Origin of the sequence: Paenibacillus cellulositrophicus (assembly GCF_009363095.1) — a bacterium.
GTDB lineage: Bacteria > Bacillota > Bacilli > Paenibacillales > Paenibacillaceae > Paenibacillus_AQ > Paenibacillus_AQ favisporus.
In genome coordinates this window covers 419,866-436,718 of sequence record NZ_CP045296.1, presented here as the reverse complement: position 1 = coordinate 436,718, position 16,853 = coordinate 419,866, and the positions used below count along the sequence as shown (strand labels likewise).

13 protein-coding genes are annotated in these 16,853 nt (G+C 54.7%); 2 read left to right on the top strand and 11 right to left on the bottom strand.

Annotation, left to right across the window (positions count from 1 at the left end):
• Positions 1–47: 47 nt before the first annotated feature.
• The 7 genes from GCU45_RS31695 to GCU45_RS31665 all read right to left on the bottom strand — a co-directional run bounded on the left by GCU45_RS31695 (position 48) and on the right by GCU45_RS31665 (position 8,382).
• On the bottom strand, positions 48–605 hold the full coding sequence (locus tag GCU45_RS31695; RefSeq protein ID WP_152403984.1) for a GNAT family N-acetyltransferase: 558 nt from the start codon (positions 603–605) through the stop codon (positions 48–50).
• 127 nt (positions 606–732) lie between these two features.
• Positions 733–1,017 carry a DUF4183 domain-containing protein gene (locus tag GCU45_RS31690; RefSeq protein ID WP_152403982.1) on the bottom strand — a complete coding sequence of 95 codons (285 nt, stop codon included), beginning with the start codon at positions 1,015–1,017 and terminating at the stop codon, positions 733–735.
• Between the two features lie 163 nt (positions 1,018–1,180).
• Positions 1,181–3,469 (bottom strand): 5-methyltetrahydropteroyltriglutamate--homocysteine S-methyltransferase, encoded by a 2,289-nt coding sequence (metE, locus tag GCU45_RS31685; protein WP_152403979.1) that lies wholly within the window; start codon positions 3,467–3,469, stop codon positions 1,181–1,183.
• Between the two features lie 177 nt (positions 3,470–3,646).
• Positions 3,647–4,654 carry an iron-hydroxamate ABC transporter substrate-binding protein gene (locus GCU45_RS31680; RefSeq protein WP_152404701.1) on the bottom strand — a complete coding sequence of 336 codons (1,008 nt, stop codon included), beginning with the start codon at positions 4,652–4,654 and terminating at the stop codon, positions 3,647–3,649.
• A 131-nt stretch (positions 4,655–4,785) separates the two neighbouring features.
• On the bottom strand, positions 4,786–5,709 hold the full coding sequence (locus GCU45_RS31675; protein WP_152403977.1) for a DMT family transporter: 924 nt from the start codon (positions 5,707–5,709) through the stop codon (positions 4,786–4,788).
• Positions 5,706–6,566 carry an AraC family ligand binding domain-containing protein gene (locus tag GCU45_RS31670; protein ID WP_152403975.1) on the bottom strand — a complete coding sequence of 287 codons (861 nt, stop codon included), beginning with the start codon at positions 6,564–6,566 and terminating at the stop codon, positions 5,706–5,708. The genes GCU45_RS31675 and GCU45_RS31670 overlap by 4 nt, the downstream gene beginning before the upstream one ends.
• Before the next feature lie 208 nt (positions 6,567–6,774).
• Positions 6,775–8,382 (bottom strand): gamma-glutamyltransferase family protein, encoded by a 1,608-nt coding sequence (locus tag GCU45_RS31665; RefSeq protein WP_152403973.1) that lies wholly within the window; start codon positions 8,380–8,382, stop codon positions 6,775–6,777.
• 273 nt (positions 8,383–8,655) lie between these two features.
• Here GCU45_RS31665 and GCU45_RS33950 point away from each other — a divergent pair, with 273 nt between their 5' ends.
• Positions 8,656–8,799, top strand: coding sequence for a hypothetical protein (locus GCU45_RS33950; protein WP_163873822.1), 144 nt, complete (start codon positions 8,656–8,658; stop codon positions 8,797–8,799).
• On the opposite strand, the gene GCU45_RS31660 is transcribed toward GCU45_RS33950, so the two are convergent.
• Positions 8,780–9,745: a DMT family transporter gene (locus tag GCU45_RS31660; RefSeq protein WP_152403971.1), complete on the bottom strand. Its 966-nt coding sequence runs from the start codon at positions 9,743–9,745 to the stop codon at positions 8,780–8,782. The genes GCU45_RS33950 and GCU45_RS31660 overlap by 20 nt on opposite strands.
• A 198-nt stretch (positions 9,746–9,943) precedes the next feature.
• Between GCU45_RS31660 and GCU45_RS31655 the strand changes: the two genes are divergently transcribed.
• Entirely contained in the window at positions 9,944–11,284 is a 1,341-nt protein-coding gene (locus GCU45_RS31655; protein ID WP_341874571.1) for a MocR-like pyridoxine biosynthesis transcription factor PdxR, read from the top strand.
• Here GCU45_RS31655 and GCU45_RS31650 read toward each other — a convergent pair.
• The 3 genes from GCU45_RS31650 to GCU45_RS31640 form a co-directional block, all read right to left on the bottom strand.
• Positions 11,281–12,102, bottom strand: coding sequence for an isocitrate lyase/PEP mutase family protein (locus GCU45_RS31650; RefSeq protein WP_152403966.1), 822 nt, complete (start codon positions 12,100–12,102; stop codon positions 11,281–11,283). The two genes, GCU45_RS31655 and GCU45_RS31650, sit on opposite strands and share 4 nt — an antisense overlap.
• Before the next feature lie 259 nt (positions 12,103–12,361).
• Positions 12,362–14,731, bottom strand: coding sequence for a glycoside hydrolase family 2 TIM barrel-domain containing protein (locus tag GCU45_RS31645; protein WP_152403964.1), 2,370 nt, complete (start codon positions 14,729–14,731; stop codon positions 12,362–12,364).
• A gap of 46 nt (positions 14,732–14,777) precedes the next feature.
• Positions 14,778–16,853: an alpha-glucuronidase family glycosyl hydrolase gene (locus GCU45_RS31640; RefSeq protein WP_152403962.1), complete on the bottom strand. Its 2,076-nt coding sequence runs from the start codon at positions 16,851–16,853 to the stop codon at positions 14,778–14,780.

Genomic DNA, 16,853 nt, shown 5'->3' with positions numbered 1-16,853 from the left:
CCGGCTTGAAGGGGCGATCCCAACAAAATTGCAGCAATTCAGCAATATTATATTTTGAACGAGATGGATATATCCTCGACTTTTCGGGACCAGATCATATGATGCTGCCCCTCACCCCAATGGTTGTCCAGCACATAGTCCGCCTCGCCAAATTTCCGAGTCCAGATCCGCTGGGCGTTCCGATACCCGCTGTCCAGGCAAAATTCCGAGATGCCTTTTGCCTGCAGAGTGAGCAGCATGGTGCTCCAGAGCGTGCTGCCGATACCCTGGCCATGGAGCTCGGGGTGAACCAGGACGGTCCCGACTTCGATCACATCCCTCAGCGAATGGCCGGTGGATTCATTGATCAGGGAGCTGGAAGGCCCATACTCGATCGTTCCGGCAATCTTGCCATCCAGCCATGCGATGAGAAAATAACGCTGGCGGCCTTGCGATTCCAAATCCTGACTGAGGTAATCATGCTTAGAGGCGATTTCATGCTCGATATCATCGTGCAGGTCGGCTATGCCTTCCTTCTCAAACGTATCCGTGATAACCAGCCTAAAAAACGTATGTATTGCCTCGACATCCGCTGCCTTTGGTCTTCTGATCTCCAATTTCCCCATATGCCAACCCCCGAATCTGCTTTAGTATTCTATTAATATATCACGAAAGGGGATGCCGGATGGATGCAAAAAACCGCCCGGAAGGATCCGGACGATTCATTGCACCGCGCTTGTGCCGCGATAACCGTTAGGAGACGACGAACTGAACGACAAGAGGAGTTCCTCCGTCCAGTGCATCGCCTCCTGGAATGGTGATGGCAGTCGTCGTGACCGAGGACGTGTCCGCCGTCTGGAGCATTCCGTTAATAAAGAGATTGTAATATTTATACGCTCCAGGAAAAGCTGTCGCCGCCGTGCCGGCATCATTCGTAAATGCCGTAGAGGCCACGGTGAACGCAGCCCCTGTTCCGGTCCCCGAACCGATCGTGGACGTATACCGCAGGCTGTTCTGGTATGGTGTTACAATAGGCATCCTTGCTCACCTCCCTTCTCTATCAATAGATGCGATAGGATCAGAGAAGTGAGGGCAAGTCTAGAAAAATGGATGAAAACAGCGGTAGATTCATAGCCGGCTTTAGCGCGCCTCTTGTCTTCGCAGCATCTCAGGCGATTAACGCATTTTGGGTTATTTCAATTTACACCTGCAAAGCGTATTTTTCGCGGGCAAAGCGCGTAGCTTCAACCATGTTCCGGAGCGAGGCTACGGTCTCTCCGATTCCCCGAGTTTTGAGTCCGCAGTCAGGGTTGATCCAGAAGAGCTTCGGATCCAGCACCCGCAGAGCCCGGTCGATCATCCGGGTCATCTCCTCTACGTCAGGAACGCGGGGACTATGAATGTCGTAGACGCCGAGGCCGATACCCAGCGGGTAGGTATTCTCTTCGAAGCTCTGAATAAGCTCCCCGTGGCTCCGTGAAGTTTCAATGGAAATGACGTCCGCGTCCATCGCAATAATCGAATCGATCATATCATGGAATTCGCAATAGCACATATGGGTATGGATTTGCGTCGAATTCTGCACCGTGCACGTAGTCAGCCGGAACGCCTTCACCGCCCAATCAAGATAGCCTTTCTGGTCCTGTTCCTTCAGCGGGAGCCCTTCGCGGACGGCCGGCTCATCTACTTGGATCATGCCAATCCCGGCACTTTCCAGCGCCTCGACCTCTTGCCGTAATGCATAAGCCAATTGGTAGGCGATTTGCTCGCGGCTGATATCATCGCGGACGAACGACCAGTTCATAATGGTGATCGGCCCGGTGAGCATGCCCTTGACCGGCAGCTTCGTCTTGGATTGGGCATACGCGGTCTCCTTGACCGTCATCGGGTTCTCCCAAGCGACGTCGCCGAAAATAATCGGCGGTTTGACGCAGCGGGAGCCGTAGGATTGAACCCAGCCGTTCTGCGTAAACGCAAACCCCGCCAGCTTTTCCCCGAAAAATTCGACCATGTCCGTCCGTTCAAATTCGCCGTGAACGAGCACATCAAGTCCGATTTCCTCTTGCAGCTGAATCCAGAGGTCGATTTGTTCCCGGATAAAATTCGTGTACTGCTCGGCGTTCCATTCGCCTTTGCGCCACAGCTGGCGTGCCTTGCGCACCTCCGCCGACTGCGGGAAGCTGCCGATAGTCGTCGTTGGCAGAATAGGCAGCTGCCACCGTTCCTGCTGCACGTCGAGGCGCTTCGCAAAAGCAGCCTCACGCTGCGCAGGCTCCGCGCTGACAGCGGCCACCGCCTGCTGGATATCGGTCCGGTTACGTTCGCAGGAACGCTTGAGCGCGGTTACCGCCGCTTCACTCTTTTCCAGCTCAGCAGAAATCACCGATGCTCCGGATTGAACGGCTTTGCTCAGCAGCACGATTTCTTCCAGCTTCTCATCGGCGAAAGCCAGTGCACCCAGAAGTTCGGGCTGAAGCTTCGTTTCTGCCTGAACCGTGACGGGTACGTGCAGCAGGCTGCAGGAAGACTGGATCACCAGCCGTTCAGACGGTACGATCGCCGTGATCTCGTTCAGCAGATCGAGCTTTTCGCGCAGGGATGCTTTCCAAATGCCGCGTCCATCGATGACACCCGCTCCAAGCACTTTATCCTGCGGGAACCCGAAGTCACGGATGGATTGTCGGTTCCCTTCCCATCCGTGGACCAAATCCAGCCCGATTCCGTCGACCGGCAGCTGTGTAGCCTCCTGATAGCGTTCTACTGCTTCAAAATAGGTCTGCAGCATGATTTTCACGCCTGGCGCTGCAGCTTTGAGCGTTTGGTAAATCTTCTGCAGCCGGCTGACGTCTGCATCGCTTAGCTTCGTTACGAGGATCGGCTCATCCACCTGCACCCAGTTGACGCCTTCCTGCTCCAGCTCCTTCAAAACCTGCGCGTACAGCGGCAGCAGCCGATCAAGCCAGGCGTCCGTTTCCGATGCGGCATACCCTTTAGACAGCTTCAGGAAAGTGAGCGGTCCGACGATGACGGGTTTTCCTTCGATGCCAAGCTTGTCCTTGGCTTCACGGTAAGCCGCAAGCGGTTTGTTCTCAGTAAGGACCGGCGTGATGCCGCCCAGTTCCGGCACGATGTAATGGTAGTTCGTATTAAACCATTTGGTCATTTCGCAGGCAGTGGCGTCTTTGTTTCCTCTTGCCATCGCGAAGTAGACGGATACGGGAACGGGCACGCCGTTGTATTCAAAACGATCCGGAATAATCCCGAACATGGCTGCCGTGTCCAACACATGATCATAATAGCTGAAATCGTTGACCGGGATCAGATCGATTCCTTTGTCCCGCTGTTTGCTCAGATGATTCAAACGAATGTCCTGCAGCTGCGTGTGCAGCTCCGATTCTTCGATTTTACCGGACCAAAACGCCTCCAGCGCCTTCTTCCATTCCCGGTTTGCGCCGATGCGCGGATATCCCAAACTGCTGCTGTATGCCATCTTCGTTACCCCTTTGCAAATTGTTACCAAAAAGATAACACGTGATGTCTTCTGCCGTATAACTGGAAATAACTATATCTAGTTATAGCCGCAAGCTATAACGACCGCTCTTGTTCTAACAAAAATAAGCTCCACAGGCGGCTTGTTTACCCGCAGCTGCAGAGCTTTATCCATACTTTATTTAACGGACAGCAGACTGTCCGATATGAACTTCAGCTGAGCTTCCAATGATACCGGGTCGTTGTACGTGTCCGCCTTCGGATTCAGCTGAAATACATGACCTGCTTTTACCGCGGGCAAGCTTTTCCATACCGGGTTGTCATAGACGATATTCGGGTCGCTTGTGTCTCCTGACCACGGACATGTGAAAATGATATCTCCGGCAAATTCCGGAAGCTTCTCCATAGAGATGGTAGCCCATCCGGTCCCGCTGTCAATTGCTTCCTTCTGTGCTTCCGGCGGCGCCTTCAAGCCGAATTCGTCATATATGATTTCTCCGCCGCGGCCGAAGTTATGTCCAAACACGTACAGCCCTTTGGCATAAGGGTTCAGGATGGACACCGTTTTGCTGCCTACCGCTTCCTGAATCTTGGGCTTCAGTTCATTGATCTTGTTTTCCCACTGCTCGACCCAAGCCTTCGCTTCTGCTTCTTTACCCGTCAGTTTTCCGAAGTCGATCATCTGATCCTTGTAATTCTTTTTACCGTATTCAATGGCGACAACCGGGGCAATCTGCTCCAGCTGATCGATTCCGTCCGTCCCGGTATATGTGATGATCAGATCCGGTTTCAGCGACAAAATTTTCTCGGGCGATGGCTCGCTGCCGACGCTTTCGACGCCGTCCAGCATGCCCTCGAAATACGGATTCTCCATGGCGCCTTCCAACACGCCGACCGGCTTGACGCCTAACGCCAGGAAGTAGCCTGTATAGAAATTCGTCAAATCGACGATCCGCTGCGGATGCTCGGGTACCTGGACATCTCCGTTACCCGCATGGAACGTAACCGTTTTACCCGTTCCGGAGGACTCATTCCCCCCGGCTTGGGATGAAGACGTGTCGGACGATGATCCTGCTGAAGCAGTTCCAGCGGCCTCTCCTCCGCTTCCCGACGTCCCTGACCCTCCATTAGATCCGTTCCCGCCGCAGGCCGCCAGCAGCAGAGTTATTCCCAACACACAGACCATCAGTGTGTATGGCCTTATAAATTTAAACAAATGAATCCACCCCTATGTATTTGATATTGAGAATCATTATCAATATAGCATGACACTTCGGAGGTGGCAATTCATTTTTTAAGTAATCTGTTTTACAGTGACTAGTTCGATGCTCCTTTGTCCAATCTGCCTTTCATTTGTATCCCCCTTCGTTCGGAAAGAACCAGTCCGGCGACGGTTAACAACGCGCCCCAGACCGCAGCTGCTGTGATCTCCTCGTGGAGGATCAAGGCCGCCGCTGCCACGGTGATGACCGGCACGAGATAAATATATACACTGGTCTGCACAGGCCCAAGTACACCAACGCTCCAGTTCCAGGTGACAAAGCATACTGCGGACGCGCCCAGCCCAAGAAACAGCAGATTGGCTATATTGGTGCCATCGGACAAACGCTCGAGGTTACCGGGCAGACCCTCAGTGAGCAAGACCGGAAGCATAAACAGAAGACCATAGAAAAAGATCCGCCGCGTACAAGCAATGGTATGATACTCCAGCCGGGTTATTTTGCGCGTGAGGATCGAATAGATTCCCCAAAACACGCATGCCAGTGCTGCCAGGGAGTCCCCGATCGGATTCAGCTTCAGCACAGTGCTTCCTTGCAGCGTCAACAGGACCACTCCGCTCATGGCCACCACGAAGCCCACGAAAAACAGCCCATCCAGCCTCCCCTCTTTTAAGATAAGCCTGGACGTTACAGCGGTGACAAAAGGGGCGACTGAAACGATGATGCCGACGTTGGAGGCTAGCGTATAGGTTAACGCCACATTTTCCAGCAAAAAATACAAGGTTACCCCGCAAAGGCCCGCCCCCGCAAACAGCAGCTCTTCCCGGATCCGCCGGAATGGAACCATTCGGGGATGAACGGCGAGCAGTGCCACATATCCGATTGCGAAACGCAGCAGCAAAATGTCGAAGGGATCAAAATCGTCCAGAAGCACTTTGGTCGATATGAACGTCGTCCCCCAGATCAGAATCGTCAATAAAGCGGTTATATGGCCAGCGTTCCGGCTTTCAGACAGCTTCATACGCCTTTGGCCCCCTTAGTTGGCAGGACAGGCTCCATCTGCCGTTCATTCCCGAATATTCGCATATACTGGCGCGGCGTTAGCCCGATAAACCGCTTGAAAAAGTTGCTGAAGTGGCTTTGATCGCTGAACCCGGTCAGCAGTGCCGTATCAGCCGGAGGCGTTCCCTGTTCCAACAGTTTCTTGGCGTGTCCGATCCGCACCGTCTCCAGATAACTGTATGGCGATATGCCCCGTTCCCGGGTAAATGAGCGTAAAAAATGGTACTTGCTGAGCCCTGCCAAAGCGCTTAAGTCATCCAGTGAAATGGCCCCTGCGAAGTTCGTCTCCATGTAATCACACACGTCCTGAAAACCCGCTCCCCCCTCATAAGCTTCGCAGGCCGAGACATCCGTATATTCATGAATCAGCTGTCCCATCAGCAAAAAGAACTGTTCTTCCTTGATAAAATCAGACTCTCCCTCACAGATCATGGCATGAAGTTCCCTCAGCGAAGAAGCAAGCTCGCTCTGGTACAGAACGGTTTGCGCAAACGCTGGCAAATAGCCTCGGCCCGTAATTTCCTGCGCGATTTCCATCATCCGCTGAGACTGAATATTTATGCAGCGGTAATCCAGGGCACGGCCGTCCACTTGCTCGCAGGCATGAACATCACGCGGATTGAAAATGATGATATCGCCAGGATTGATAATATATTCCCGCTGCCGGCATTCCAAATAGCGCTGCCCGCCTTCTATAAATCCGATCACGTAATAGTCGTGAAAATGAGGGGGAAATTTCTGTTTGACACCCACAAATCGGTATGCCTCGACCTGCAGGCCGGCGTCATAATAAACGGTTCGAATTTCGTCCGGCATGCCGTCACCTCCTTCTTGGTTTCTCTATAAAGGTAACCGATGGTTCACCCGCAAGGATTGCATAATATTGCTCTAGGTACGAGTCAAGCATGAACGCCATAGCGAAGCAATACGATCAAAGGAAAAAGCCCGCCAACATCCAGATTGGCGAGCTTCGTATCCCTTTCTATATGGTCCGAGGTCGGCCGAACTAAATGCTGAAATGCTTTTACCAGACGGCAACGCCCCCGTCGGTCCGGGGGTCGGTTCCTCCGCACAGCACCCCAGTATCCGGATCTCTCCAGATGACCTGCCCCCGCCCAAACGAGCCGAAGTCGTGTGCAACCTGAACGTCATGTCCCATACGCTGGAGGCGTCTGACCATATGCATCGGAAAGTGAGGCTCGACCGTCACCGTCTTGCCCTTTACCCACTGCCATCTAGGGGCATCGAGAGCTGCCTGCGGATGAAGGCCGTAATCAATCAGGTTCATCGCCACCTGAACATGTCCCTGCGGCTGCATATACCCGCCCATCACGCCAAAAGGCCCCACCGGCTGTTCTCCTTTGGTGATAAAACCCGGGATGATCGTGTGGTACGTCCGTTTTCCCGGCACCAGGCGGTTGGCATGATCCTCCTCCAGCGAAAATTCCAGTCCGCGGTTTTGCAGGGCGATCCCCGTACCGGGAACGACGATCCCTGATCCGAAGCCGGTATAGTTGCTCTGAATAAAAGAAACCATGTTGCCTTCTCCATCTGCCGCCGCCAAGTACACCGTTCCGCTTGCGCGCGGCTCGCCTGCCGCCGGAACCATCGCTTCACCGCCGATCAGCCCTCTTCGCAGCTCCCCGTACTCTTCCGTCAATAATACATGCGGATCGACGGACATATGCGCAGCATCCGTTATGTAACGGGCACCGTCTGCAAACGCCAGCTTCATCGCCTCGATCTGACGGTGATATGATTCGGCCGATTCCTGGGACGCCGCCGGAAATCCCTTTAAAATATTGAGCGCGATCAAGGCGATCAAGCCTTGCCCGTTCGGAGGAATCTCCCAGATGTCGTAGCCGCGGTACGGTACCGACATCGGCTTCACCCACTCCGGCCTGAAGGCAGCCAGATCTTCTTCGCTCAAAAAGCCGCCGGATTGGGAAATAAATCCGGCGATCCGCTCGGCCAGCTCCCCGCGGTAGAACGCTTCCGCTTCCGTCGAGCCGATCAGGCGGAGCGTCCGCGCATGGTCGGGCGAGCGCCACATCTCGCCGGCCGCAGGCGGCCTGCCCCCCGGCGCAAACACGCTCAGCCACGGCTCAAATGCTTCGCCTTCGAGCGTGCTGTAGCGCCGGAAGGCAGCGTGCCAGTTGGCTGCGGCCGTTGGCGATACCGGGTAGCCATCCTCCGCATAGCGGATGGCCGGCTCCAGCGACTCGGCCAGCGGCAGCCGGCCGAACTTGCGCGATAGCTCCGCCCAGGCCGCTGGCGTGCCCGGCACGGTCACCGGAATCGCGCCGTAGCGCGGCATCTCGTGATGCCCCAGCGCTTTCACCGCCTCGATCGAGATCGAGGCCGGCGCCGGGCCGCTGCTGTTCAGCCCGTGCAGCTGGCCTTTCGTCCACACGAGGGCAAAGGCGTCACCGCCGATTCCGTTCGAGCACGGCTCCACTACCGTCAGCGCTGCAGCGGAAGCGATCGCCGCATCGATGGCGTTGCCCCCGCGCTTCAGAATGTCCAAGCCTGCCGCTGAGGCGAGCGCCTGCGAAGTGGCCACCATGCCTTTACTCGCGTAAACCGGCAGCCGGTAGGAAGGATACGGATGATATAGAGGATCAAAGGACATGAATGCTTCAGCCTCCTGATTTCTTCGGTTTTGCCGGTAAACATATCATCCGGGTTTTAAACTGTCAATCATCTTTTCATAAGCCACGTGCAGGATTCTGGCGGCGGGGCTGCTGTTCTTACTCCCTATTTTCAGTCATATACTGAACCAGAAGAATGAAACAGAACCTTGCGGATAGACAGACCGCAGCGGCTCCGACTCTTATCAGAAGCGATTCTGATCAGGGTCTTTTTTCATCCCTGCGCATTCAAAAATTTGAAGGAGTGATCGAAAATGAATATGCTGACCAGATTTCTCCTCTATTTCGGCAAAGGTTTGCTGATCGCGGTCATCGCCGTTCCATTCCTGCTGTTCGTCATTATCGGCAGTTATGAAGACACGACGGCCATTGATGAATTTATGTCCCGCTTTTTTTAGGTAAACCTGCAGGCATCTGGGTCTGCCTTACAAGCTTGGATTCCCAATCCATGCCGATCAGAACCATGCCGGCAATGACAAGCAAGCCCCCTGCCCACTGCGGCCATCCAGCCTGTTCGTGCAGCAGCCACACGGATAGTGTCAGAGAAGTGAACGGCATCATGCCCGAAAAGGCGGCCGCGGTCGAAGCTCTGCAGCGCCGGATGCCGGCATACCAGCAAATAAACGCCAGGGCGGTCACCACAGGGCCATACCAGACAAGAGCCAGCCACCCTTGCCATCCCATTCCGGAGAGAGCCGCTAAAGGCTGCTCCGCCAAACAGGGGATCAGGCTGATCAGCCATGCCATCGCGGAGACGAGCGTCGTCTGCACGACAGGATGTATAGCTTCGTGTTTCCCGCTGCTTGGGACTGCCGCTGCGCGGGACAGAACGTTGAACAGCGACTCGCAACCGGCGGCACCCAGAACCAGAATGTTTCCAACCATATGCTCATTGCTGAAACGGCTTTCCGGCATAAACACGCCCTGGATCAGCAATATGCCGCAAACCGTGCCGGCAACACCTAAAAAATGGGCGGCTTTCATCTTTTCGCGCAGAAACAGCACGGCCAACAATACCGTAATCGCGGGGGTCGCGCCGGTTAATATACCGGCTTCCACCGAGCTTGTACGGGTGAGACCATAAAGCAAAAACATGCGGAACAGCAGGACACCGAACATCGCCTGACAGAACAGCAGCAGCCACTGCCTGGTAGACAGGGCCCGGATCGTTCTCAGCAGCTGCCCCATACAGAACGGCAGCAGGCAAACCAGCGAGAACAAAAGGCCCATGGAAGTAATCGTAAACGTTCCAAGCTTACCGTTTACAAACGAAGCCGCCACGACAGAGGTGCCGGCAAGCCCAAATGCGCATAGCAGATACACATATCCTTTGATTCGTTCCATTTTCAGCATCATCCCCGGTTCAGTAGTTTCGTTTCCAAAAGGCTGTTACAATCATAGTGGAACAAACTGGTACGTAAAAGGACCAGTTCTTCCCGAAATGATACCAACCAGTTGGAGGATGCCATGTGGGGAATCGAGTTGGATCGGAGCTTGGACATTTCATTGAAACGTCAGATTTATCAGAGGTTGAGGGATCAAATGATAAACGGGATTCTGAAGGAGGGCTCGCCCCTCCCTTCGACCCGTGAATTGGCCCAGACGCTGGCCGTGTCACGGAATACCGTGAATGAAGCGTATGACATGCTGATCGCAGAAGGGTACGCGGAAAGCCGGCAGGGGGCGCCTACCCGGGTTGTTGGAGGGTTAATTCTGGATCAAGCGAAGCAGAGCGCATTCCAGCAGCATCAAGAACCGTCCCCTGTTCCTTCCTTTCGGGCGGACTTCAAAACAGGCCAGCCGGATCTGCGTCAGTTTCCGCGTTACGCTTGGCAGCAGGTATTCCAGAAGGCCTTGGGCGAGATGCCTGTGGAGCTTCTGGGATATGGCGGCCCTCAAGGCCTGGTACAGCTGCGCGAAGAGATTGCCGCCTGGCTTTTGCGCAGCAAAGGACTGACCGTTGACGCCGGTGATATTTATATTACCGCAGGCGCCACGCAGGCGCTTCACTTGGTTGCCGACCTGCTCCATGCGGACCATCCAGAAATGTTAGCCGAGGATCCCTGTAATATTGAGATGATCCAGACTTTTATTCAAAAAGGATACACGGTGACGCCGGTTCCCGTCGATGCCCATGGGATTCAGACCGATGCCTTATCCTTGGATCACTGCGGGCCGATATACGTCACACCGTCCCATCAATTTCCTCTTGGGGGTATTTTACCTGCAGCAAGGCGAGCCGAGCTGATCCGCTTTGCGCGCCGCTGCGGCAGCTACGTCATTGAGGACGACTATGACAGCGAATACAGATATTACGGGGAACCGGCAGCACCACTGTATGCGATGGCCCCGGACCGGGTCATTTATATCGGCACGTTCAGCAAAGTTCTGTTTCCTGCGCTTCGGATCGGGTATGTTCTAGTTCCCCTCGAGCTGCAAAGCCGCTGGAGAAGGCTGCGCACCTATACGGACGTACAGAATCCGCCATTTGAACAAGCGGCGCTGGCCGAGTTTTTGCGTACCCGCAAATTCGACCGGCATATCGCAAGGATGAAGAAGCTGTACAGAGAACGGCGCCAGGCTCTCCTCGATGCGCTGGCGGACTGTTTTGGAGAGAAATGGCGTCCATGGGGCGATGCGGCAGGGCTGCATTTGGCCGTTGAGTTTGCCGGCATGGCATTCGATGATTCGTTTCGGGATCATGCACGCCGGAGCGGGATACGCACGGTCCCCGTGGAGCATCACTGCATCCGGAAAGGAAGGCACACCGACAAGCTGCTGCTTGGCTACGGTCATCTGGAACCCGGTGAAATCCGCTATAGCCTTCAATATCTTCAGCAGTTTGTAGCGGAGTATTTTAAGGAACATGCCCGTCATCGTTAGAGCTGCAATAAATCATCATACGTGAGGACATTCGATGTCATTCGCTCAAATGAGCCGTGTCCCAGCATATCGCCTCCGATCCGGTGGAGCATCGATATCACGGCGCGGAAAGGGCCGGAGCCGGTGCTGATCCGTTCAATCCCCAGCGACTGCAGCTCATGAAAGGACGGCATGCCGGCGCCGGCCAGCAGGTTGACCGGACCGCCGATTTCTTTCCGGAGGATGCGGATCGCAGCAATATCTGTAACGCCGGGCACAAAGACGCCGTCGGCCCCTGCTTCTCTGTAAGCCTTAGTTCGTTTAAGCGTTTCCTCCAGCATGTCCGCCGGCGTTCCCTTTCGAATCCAATAAGGATCCGTCCGGGCATTAATAAACACCGGGATGCCCAACCGGTTTATGGACTGCCGGGTGGCGGCTATTTTCTGCCGTTGCTCGGAGATATCATACAGCCCGTCTCGGGGATTCATCTTGCTGTCTTCCAGGTTGATCCCTACTGCGCCTGATTCGATCACTTGTCTAACTGAATTCGCGACTTCTTCCGGCGTCGATCCATACCCGTCTTCTATATTTACGGTAACCGGGATGCTCACGGCCTGAACGATCTCCCGGACCGCGGCTAACATCGTGTTAAACGGCATGCTCCGGTCCGTGTAACCATGGGCGGCGGCAATGCCTGCGCTGGTCGTGCCTACGGCCTTGAATCCGCACTGCTCGAAGACCTTGGCGCTTGCCGCATCCCAAGCGTTGGGCAAAAGGAAGGTCTGCGTATGAAGCTCTTTGAAATCGATTGCTTTACATTTTTGTTCCGTCCAGTCCATTTTTCGCTCCTCCTGTCGATGTTGTCTTGTAGTCGCGCGTTGTTTGCATTATAACTTCCTTTTTATTCGGTGTTCATCGAAGTATGGAATGCAGCACCTAATCTTTATCTAGAATGGTGGCGGCGACCGAATCGACCCTTCGAAGACACAGGGAACATTCCGTGAACACAAAAAAAGCCTGCGGTGCAGGCTTTAACAACGAGTACATTGAAAGATTCGATATTTTGCAAACAAGTTCATCATGAGACCTGCATTCATTTCATTCTTCCACCTTAATCCGCAGTTCACCCGCTGCCACACCGTCCCCAGCTGCGCGGATCACCACTTCGCCGGTCTCCAGTCCCGACTGAACGACCAGGAGGCAACGGCCTCCGCGGGTTTCCCTGCGGCTGCTCTTATAAGGCTCGTGGTCGCGCAAATCGCCGTTATCAGTGCCAATGATCTCGCCTTTACCTTGAATGTCGAAGCTTAACTCGAAGTCCGAATTCGGGACGACGATCCCCTGATCATCCACGACGCTGACTTCGATATGCGCGATATCACGGGCGTCCGCCCTCAGCAGGGAGCGGTCGGTGTCCAGCACGATTCGATGCGGCGCTCCTGCCGTTTTCATCTCATACTCGGATACTATCGCATCGCCGTTACGGCCGACCGCACGAATGGTGCCGGCATGGTAGGGCACATGCCATTCCATGAGGCGGTTCGGGTAATCCGTCAGTTTCCGCACGCCGTACGATTCGTTGTTCATGATCAGCTCCACGCTCTCGCAATTGGTGAACGTAACAAGCCTCATCAATCTGCCCGCCTGCTCGGGAAAGGTCCAGTGGCTCGCGAGCCCAGGCGATTTCCAATGCAGCGTCCACTGCGCGCCGGCATCCTCTTGTGCCGGATCGAACACGGCGATATGAACCATCGGCTCTTCCGACCAGAAACTTTGCTGCAAATAAGAAATCGGTTTGCGGAAGCCGCAGGTATCGATCAGTCCAGATGCCCAGCCTTTGTACGGGTATGAAGCCTCTCCCAGATAATCAATTCCTGCCCAGACAAATTGCCCGATAACATAGTCATGCTTCTCGACATCAAACCAAGGATTGACCGGAAGGTAGCCCTTCACGCGGTTGCCTTCCCCCCGGTAGTAGGGGAACGTCTCGGTGCCGACGATCAGCGTATCCGGCATAGCTTCCCGGTAATGCTCATACCACTGCTCCTGATAATTAAGCCCCAGAATATCAACCAGCTCCGCCATCTTTTTCGTATGCAGGACCTTGTCTTCAATCGGGCCTTCGCGCAGGCTGATTGGCACGTTATGCGGTTCGAGCGCGCAGGTGACAGGGCGTGTTGGATCCAGCTTGCGGCAGTAATCGGTAAGCTGCTTCAGCATGACCAGCATGGATGGCTGCCCTTGATTTTCGACCTCATTGCCGACACTCCACAGAAAAATGCTCGGATGGTTCCGGTCCCGGATCAGCATCGCTTCCAGATCCTTCTCCCACCAATCATCATACAAGTGCTCATAATACAGCGACTTCCACTTGTCGAACGCTTCATCAATGACCAGAAAGCCCATGCGGTCGCATAGATCAAGCAGCTCCGGGGCCATCGGGTTATGGGCAAAGCGAATCGCATTGCAGCCCATTTCCTTCAGCCTCTCCAGCCTGCGCTTCATGGCCTGATTATTGTAGGCTGCACCCAGGCAGCCCAGATCATGGTGGATGCACACGCCCATCAGCTTCAAAGGCACCCCGTTGAGAACGAGGCCCCGGTTCGGGTCCAGAACGACTTCACGGATGCCAAACGGCGTTATATATTCATCGGTTTCAGATCCGTCCCGAACAATCGTTGTCCGGGCATAATACAAGTCCGGCTGCTCCGGCGACCACAAATGCGGAGAGGGGATCACCGTTTCCTGATCGACCGTAACCTCCTCTGAAGGAGATGTGGTCACTGGAGATTCGCACTTACCCAAAACCACACCCCGGCTGTCCACGAATTCGGTAATAACTATACAATCCGCTGGCTCTTCGCCATGATGGTTTACCCGGATTTGCGCCTGGACCGTTGCTTTATCCGGGTGGATCTCCGGTGTTGTTATGAAAGTTCCCCACGCTGCAACATGCAGCTCATCCGTACGAATCATCCATACGTTGCGGTAAATACCCGAGCCCGAATACCACCGGTCGGATGGCATCGGCGTATTGTCCACCTTGACCGCGATCACATTGTCTTGATCCCACTTGATGTGAGGCGTCAGATCGTACTGGAAGCTGACATACCCGTAAGGCCGTTTTCCGGCGAAATGACCGTTGATCCATACTTCGCTGTTATGATGAACCCCATCAAACTGAATATAGACGCGCTCATTGTCGGATGACGATTTGATATGGAAGTGCTTTCTGTACCATCCCACGTTCCATCGCGGCAGGTAAGCCTGCATGCCGCCGAATGCCATGGCGGGATCCACCTGCTGCTCGATGCTCCAGTCATGCGGAACCTGCAGCTTCCGCCACTCCTGATCTTTAAAATCCGGCTGTTGGGCGCCTGCGTAATTTCCCAGGGCGAACAACCAGCCCGTATTGAACGAGCTCATCTTCCTGCTTCGGGTTCCCGCTTCCATTGTCAGTTCTGCCATGAGCCTACCTCCTGCTCTACTCGTAAGGGATATGATAGTTGAATGACTAATAGATGGTTCGGCCGGCTGCATCCGGAATACCGGATTTCCGGTAAAAGTACGTATTTATGACATCCCGCCACTCTTTGGCATGCTCCAATTGAATATGCAGCCGCTCCCAGACATTCCGGTAGCGCCATTCATCGATATGACCTTCCAGCTTGCTCCAACGCCCGATCAGCTGCTCCACCCCCTCCACACCGCCGAAATGGGTGTCATAAATATGCTGGATCACCGTCTTGCCGGAATGAAGCACATGGCTGTACGGAACATGATGGAAGAACAGCAGCATCTCATCCGGGCACGATTCCAGCGATTCATACCGCTGTGCATTTTCGGGGAAATATTGGGAGACATAGCCGGTTCCGTCCTTGACCGTCCGGTTTACGCCGATGCCGTGACAATCGGCAAAATGATACGTCCCCCACACCGAATACTCATAACCGTCGACATTCGGTCCGTAGTGATGCCCCGGGTTGACCATCCAGCCGACGCCAAGCGGTGAGGTGTAGCTCTCGTAAACATGCCAGGAATCTGCAAGCATAGGTTCGATTTCTGCGGAAACCAAAGAATCGCCGCCAAATGTAAGACGAATCCATTCGCCTGTGATATCCTTTTCGGTCAGATCCGGATTCCAGGCGAGGCGGCCGTACCCGTAAAGGTTGGCCTGCGCCAGCGTATGCCCCGTCCAATTGTGGTCGTCTCCCACGTTGATGACGGCGGCGATCCCGCAGGCTCGATAAGGGTAGATCCCCCCGGAGACCACTTTCTTGACCTCGGTGCCCTGGCCTTCGGCGAACGTATCAAAGTCCAGGATTTCTTTCCACTGGGGAACAAGATAGCACAGATGCTTCTGCTGCCCCGTATACTCCTGCGTGATTTGAAACTCCAGCATCTGATTCGTGCCGGGCATGGCTCCAAGGAGCGGGGATACCGCTTCACGGACCTGAAAGTCCATCGGACCGTTTTTGATTTGGAGAATGACGTTGTTTTTGAACTGTCCATCCAGTGGTTTAAAATGGTCGTAAGCTGCGCGGGCCCGGTCCGTTGACCGATCTCTCCAATCCTGAAGGCAGTTGTACACGAAGCATCTCCAAATGACGAGCCCGCCGAACGGCTCCAGCGCTTCCGCCAGCATGTTCGAACCGTCCGCATGCGTACGGTCATAGGTAAACGGGCCCGGACGATGCTCCGAATCCGCCTTTACGACAAATCCGCCGAAATCGGGAATATATTCGTATATTTCTTTTGCTTTTTCCTTCCACCAATCGCCCACCCGGGAATCCAGCGGATCGGCCGTGTCCAGTCCGCCAAGCTCCATCGGGCTTGCATAGTTGACGCTGAGAAACAATCGGATGCCGTAACGGCGGAAGATCCCGGCCACATTCGCCACGTCCGGCAGAAACTGCCGAGTAATCAGCTGCGTTTCCGTCCGGTGGACATTGACGTTGTTTATCGCGATGCCGTTGATGCCGATGGACGCCATCAGCCTGGCATAGTCCCGGATACGGGCGTTATCCTCAACAAACCGGTTATTTTGAAAAAAGATCGATCTGCCGGCATACCCCCGCTCAATGGAACCGTCCATATTGTCCCAATGGTTCATCATGCGCAGCGGATTCCGCGGGCTGTCCGTCACATCCAGTCGGTCCAGTTCCTGTCCGGTCCGCAGAACCCGCAGCAGATGAAATGTGCCGTACAAGAGGCCCCTGTCCGTATTCGCCATCACATACAGCGAGCCGCCGCCGTTCTCGGGATGACGCCGGATGGCATACCCTTCTTCCCCTAGATCCTTGATCCGTGCTGCATTCATCCATTCTTCCTGTACACCGATCTCCTCGAGTAAAGCAAGCCGGATCAGGTTCGACGCCTGCCGATCCGGGTCTGACACGATGGCAGGAAGGGCGCCTGTCATTTCACGAATGCCGTGCGTGAGTTCGGCGAGCGCGGAATCGATCACATCCGAATTGCCATATACCGCGATTTGGGTCAGTTCCTTCATCCCGGCGAGTGATTCATTATTCGTATAGCTGAGCCAGCCCTGATCTGCTGACGAGTATGGAAGCCTTGCCTCTTGCGCCAT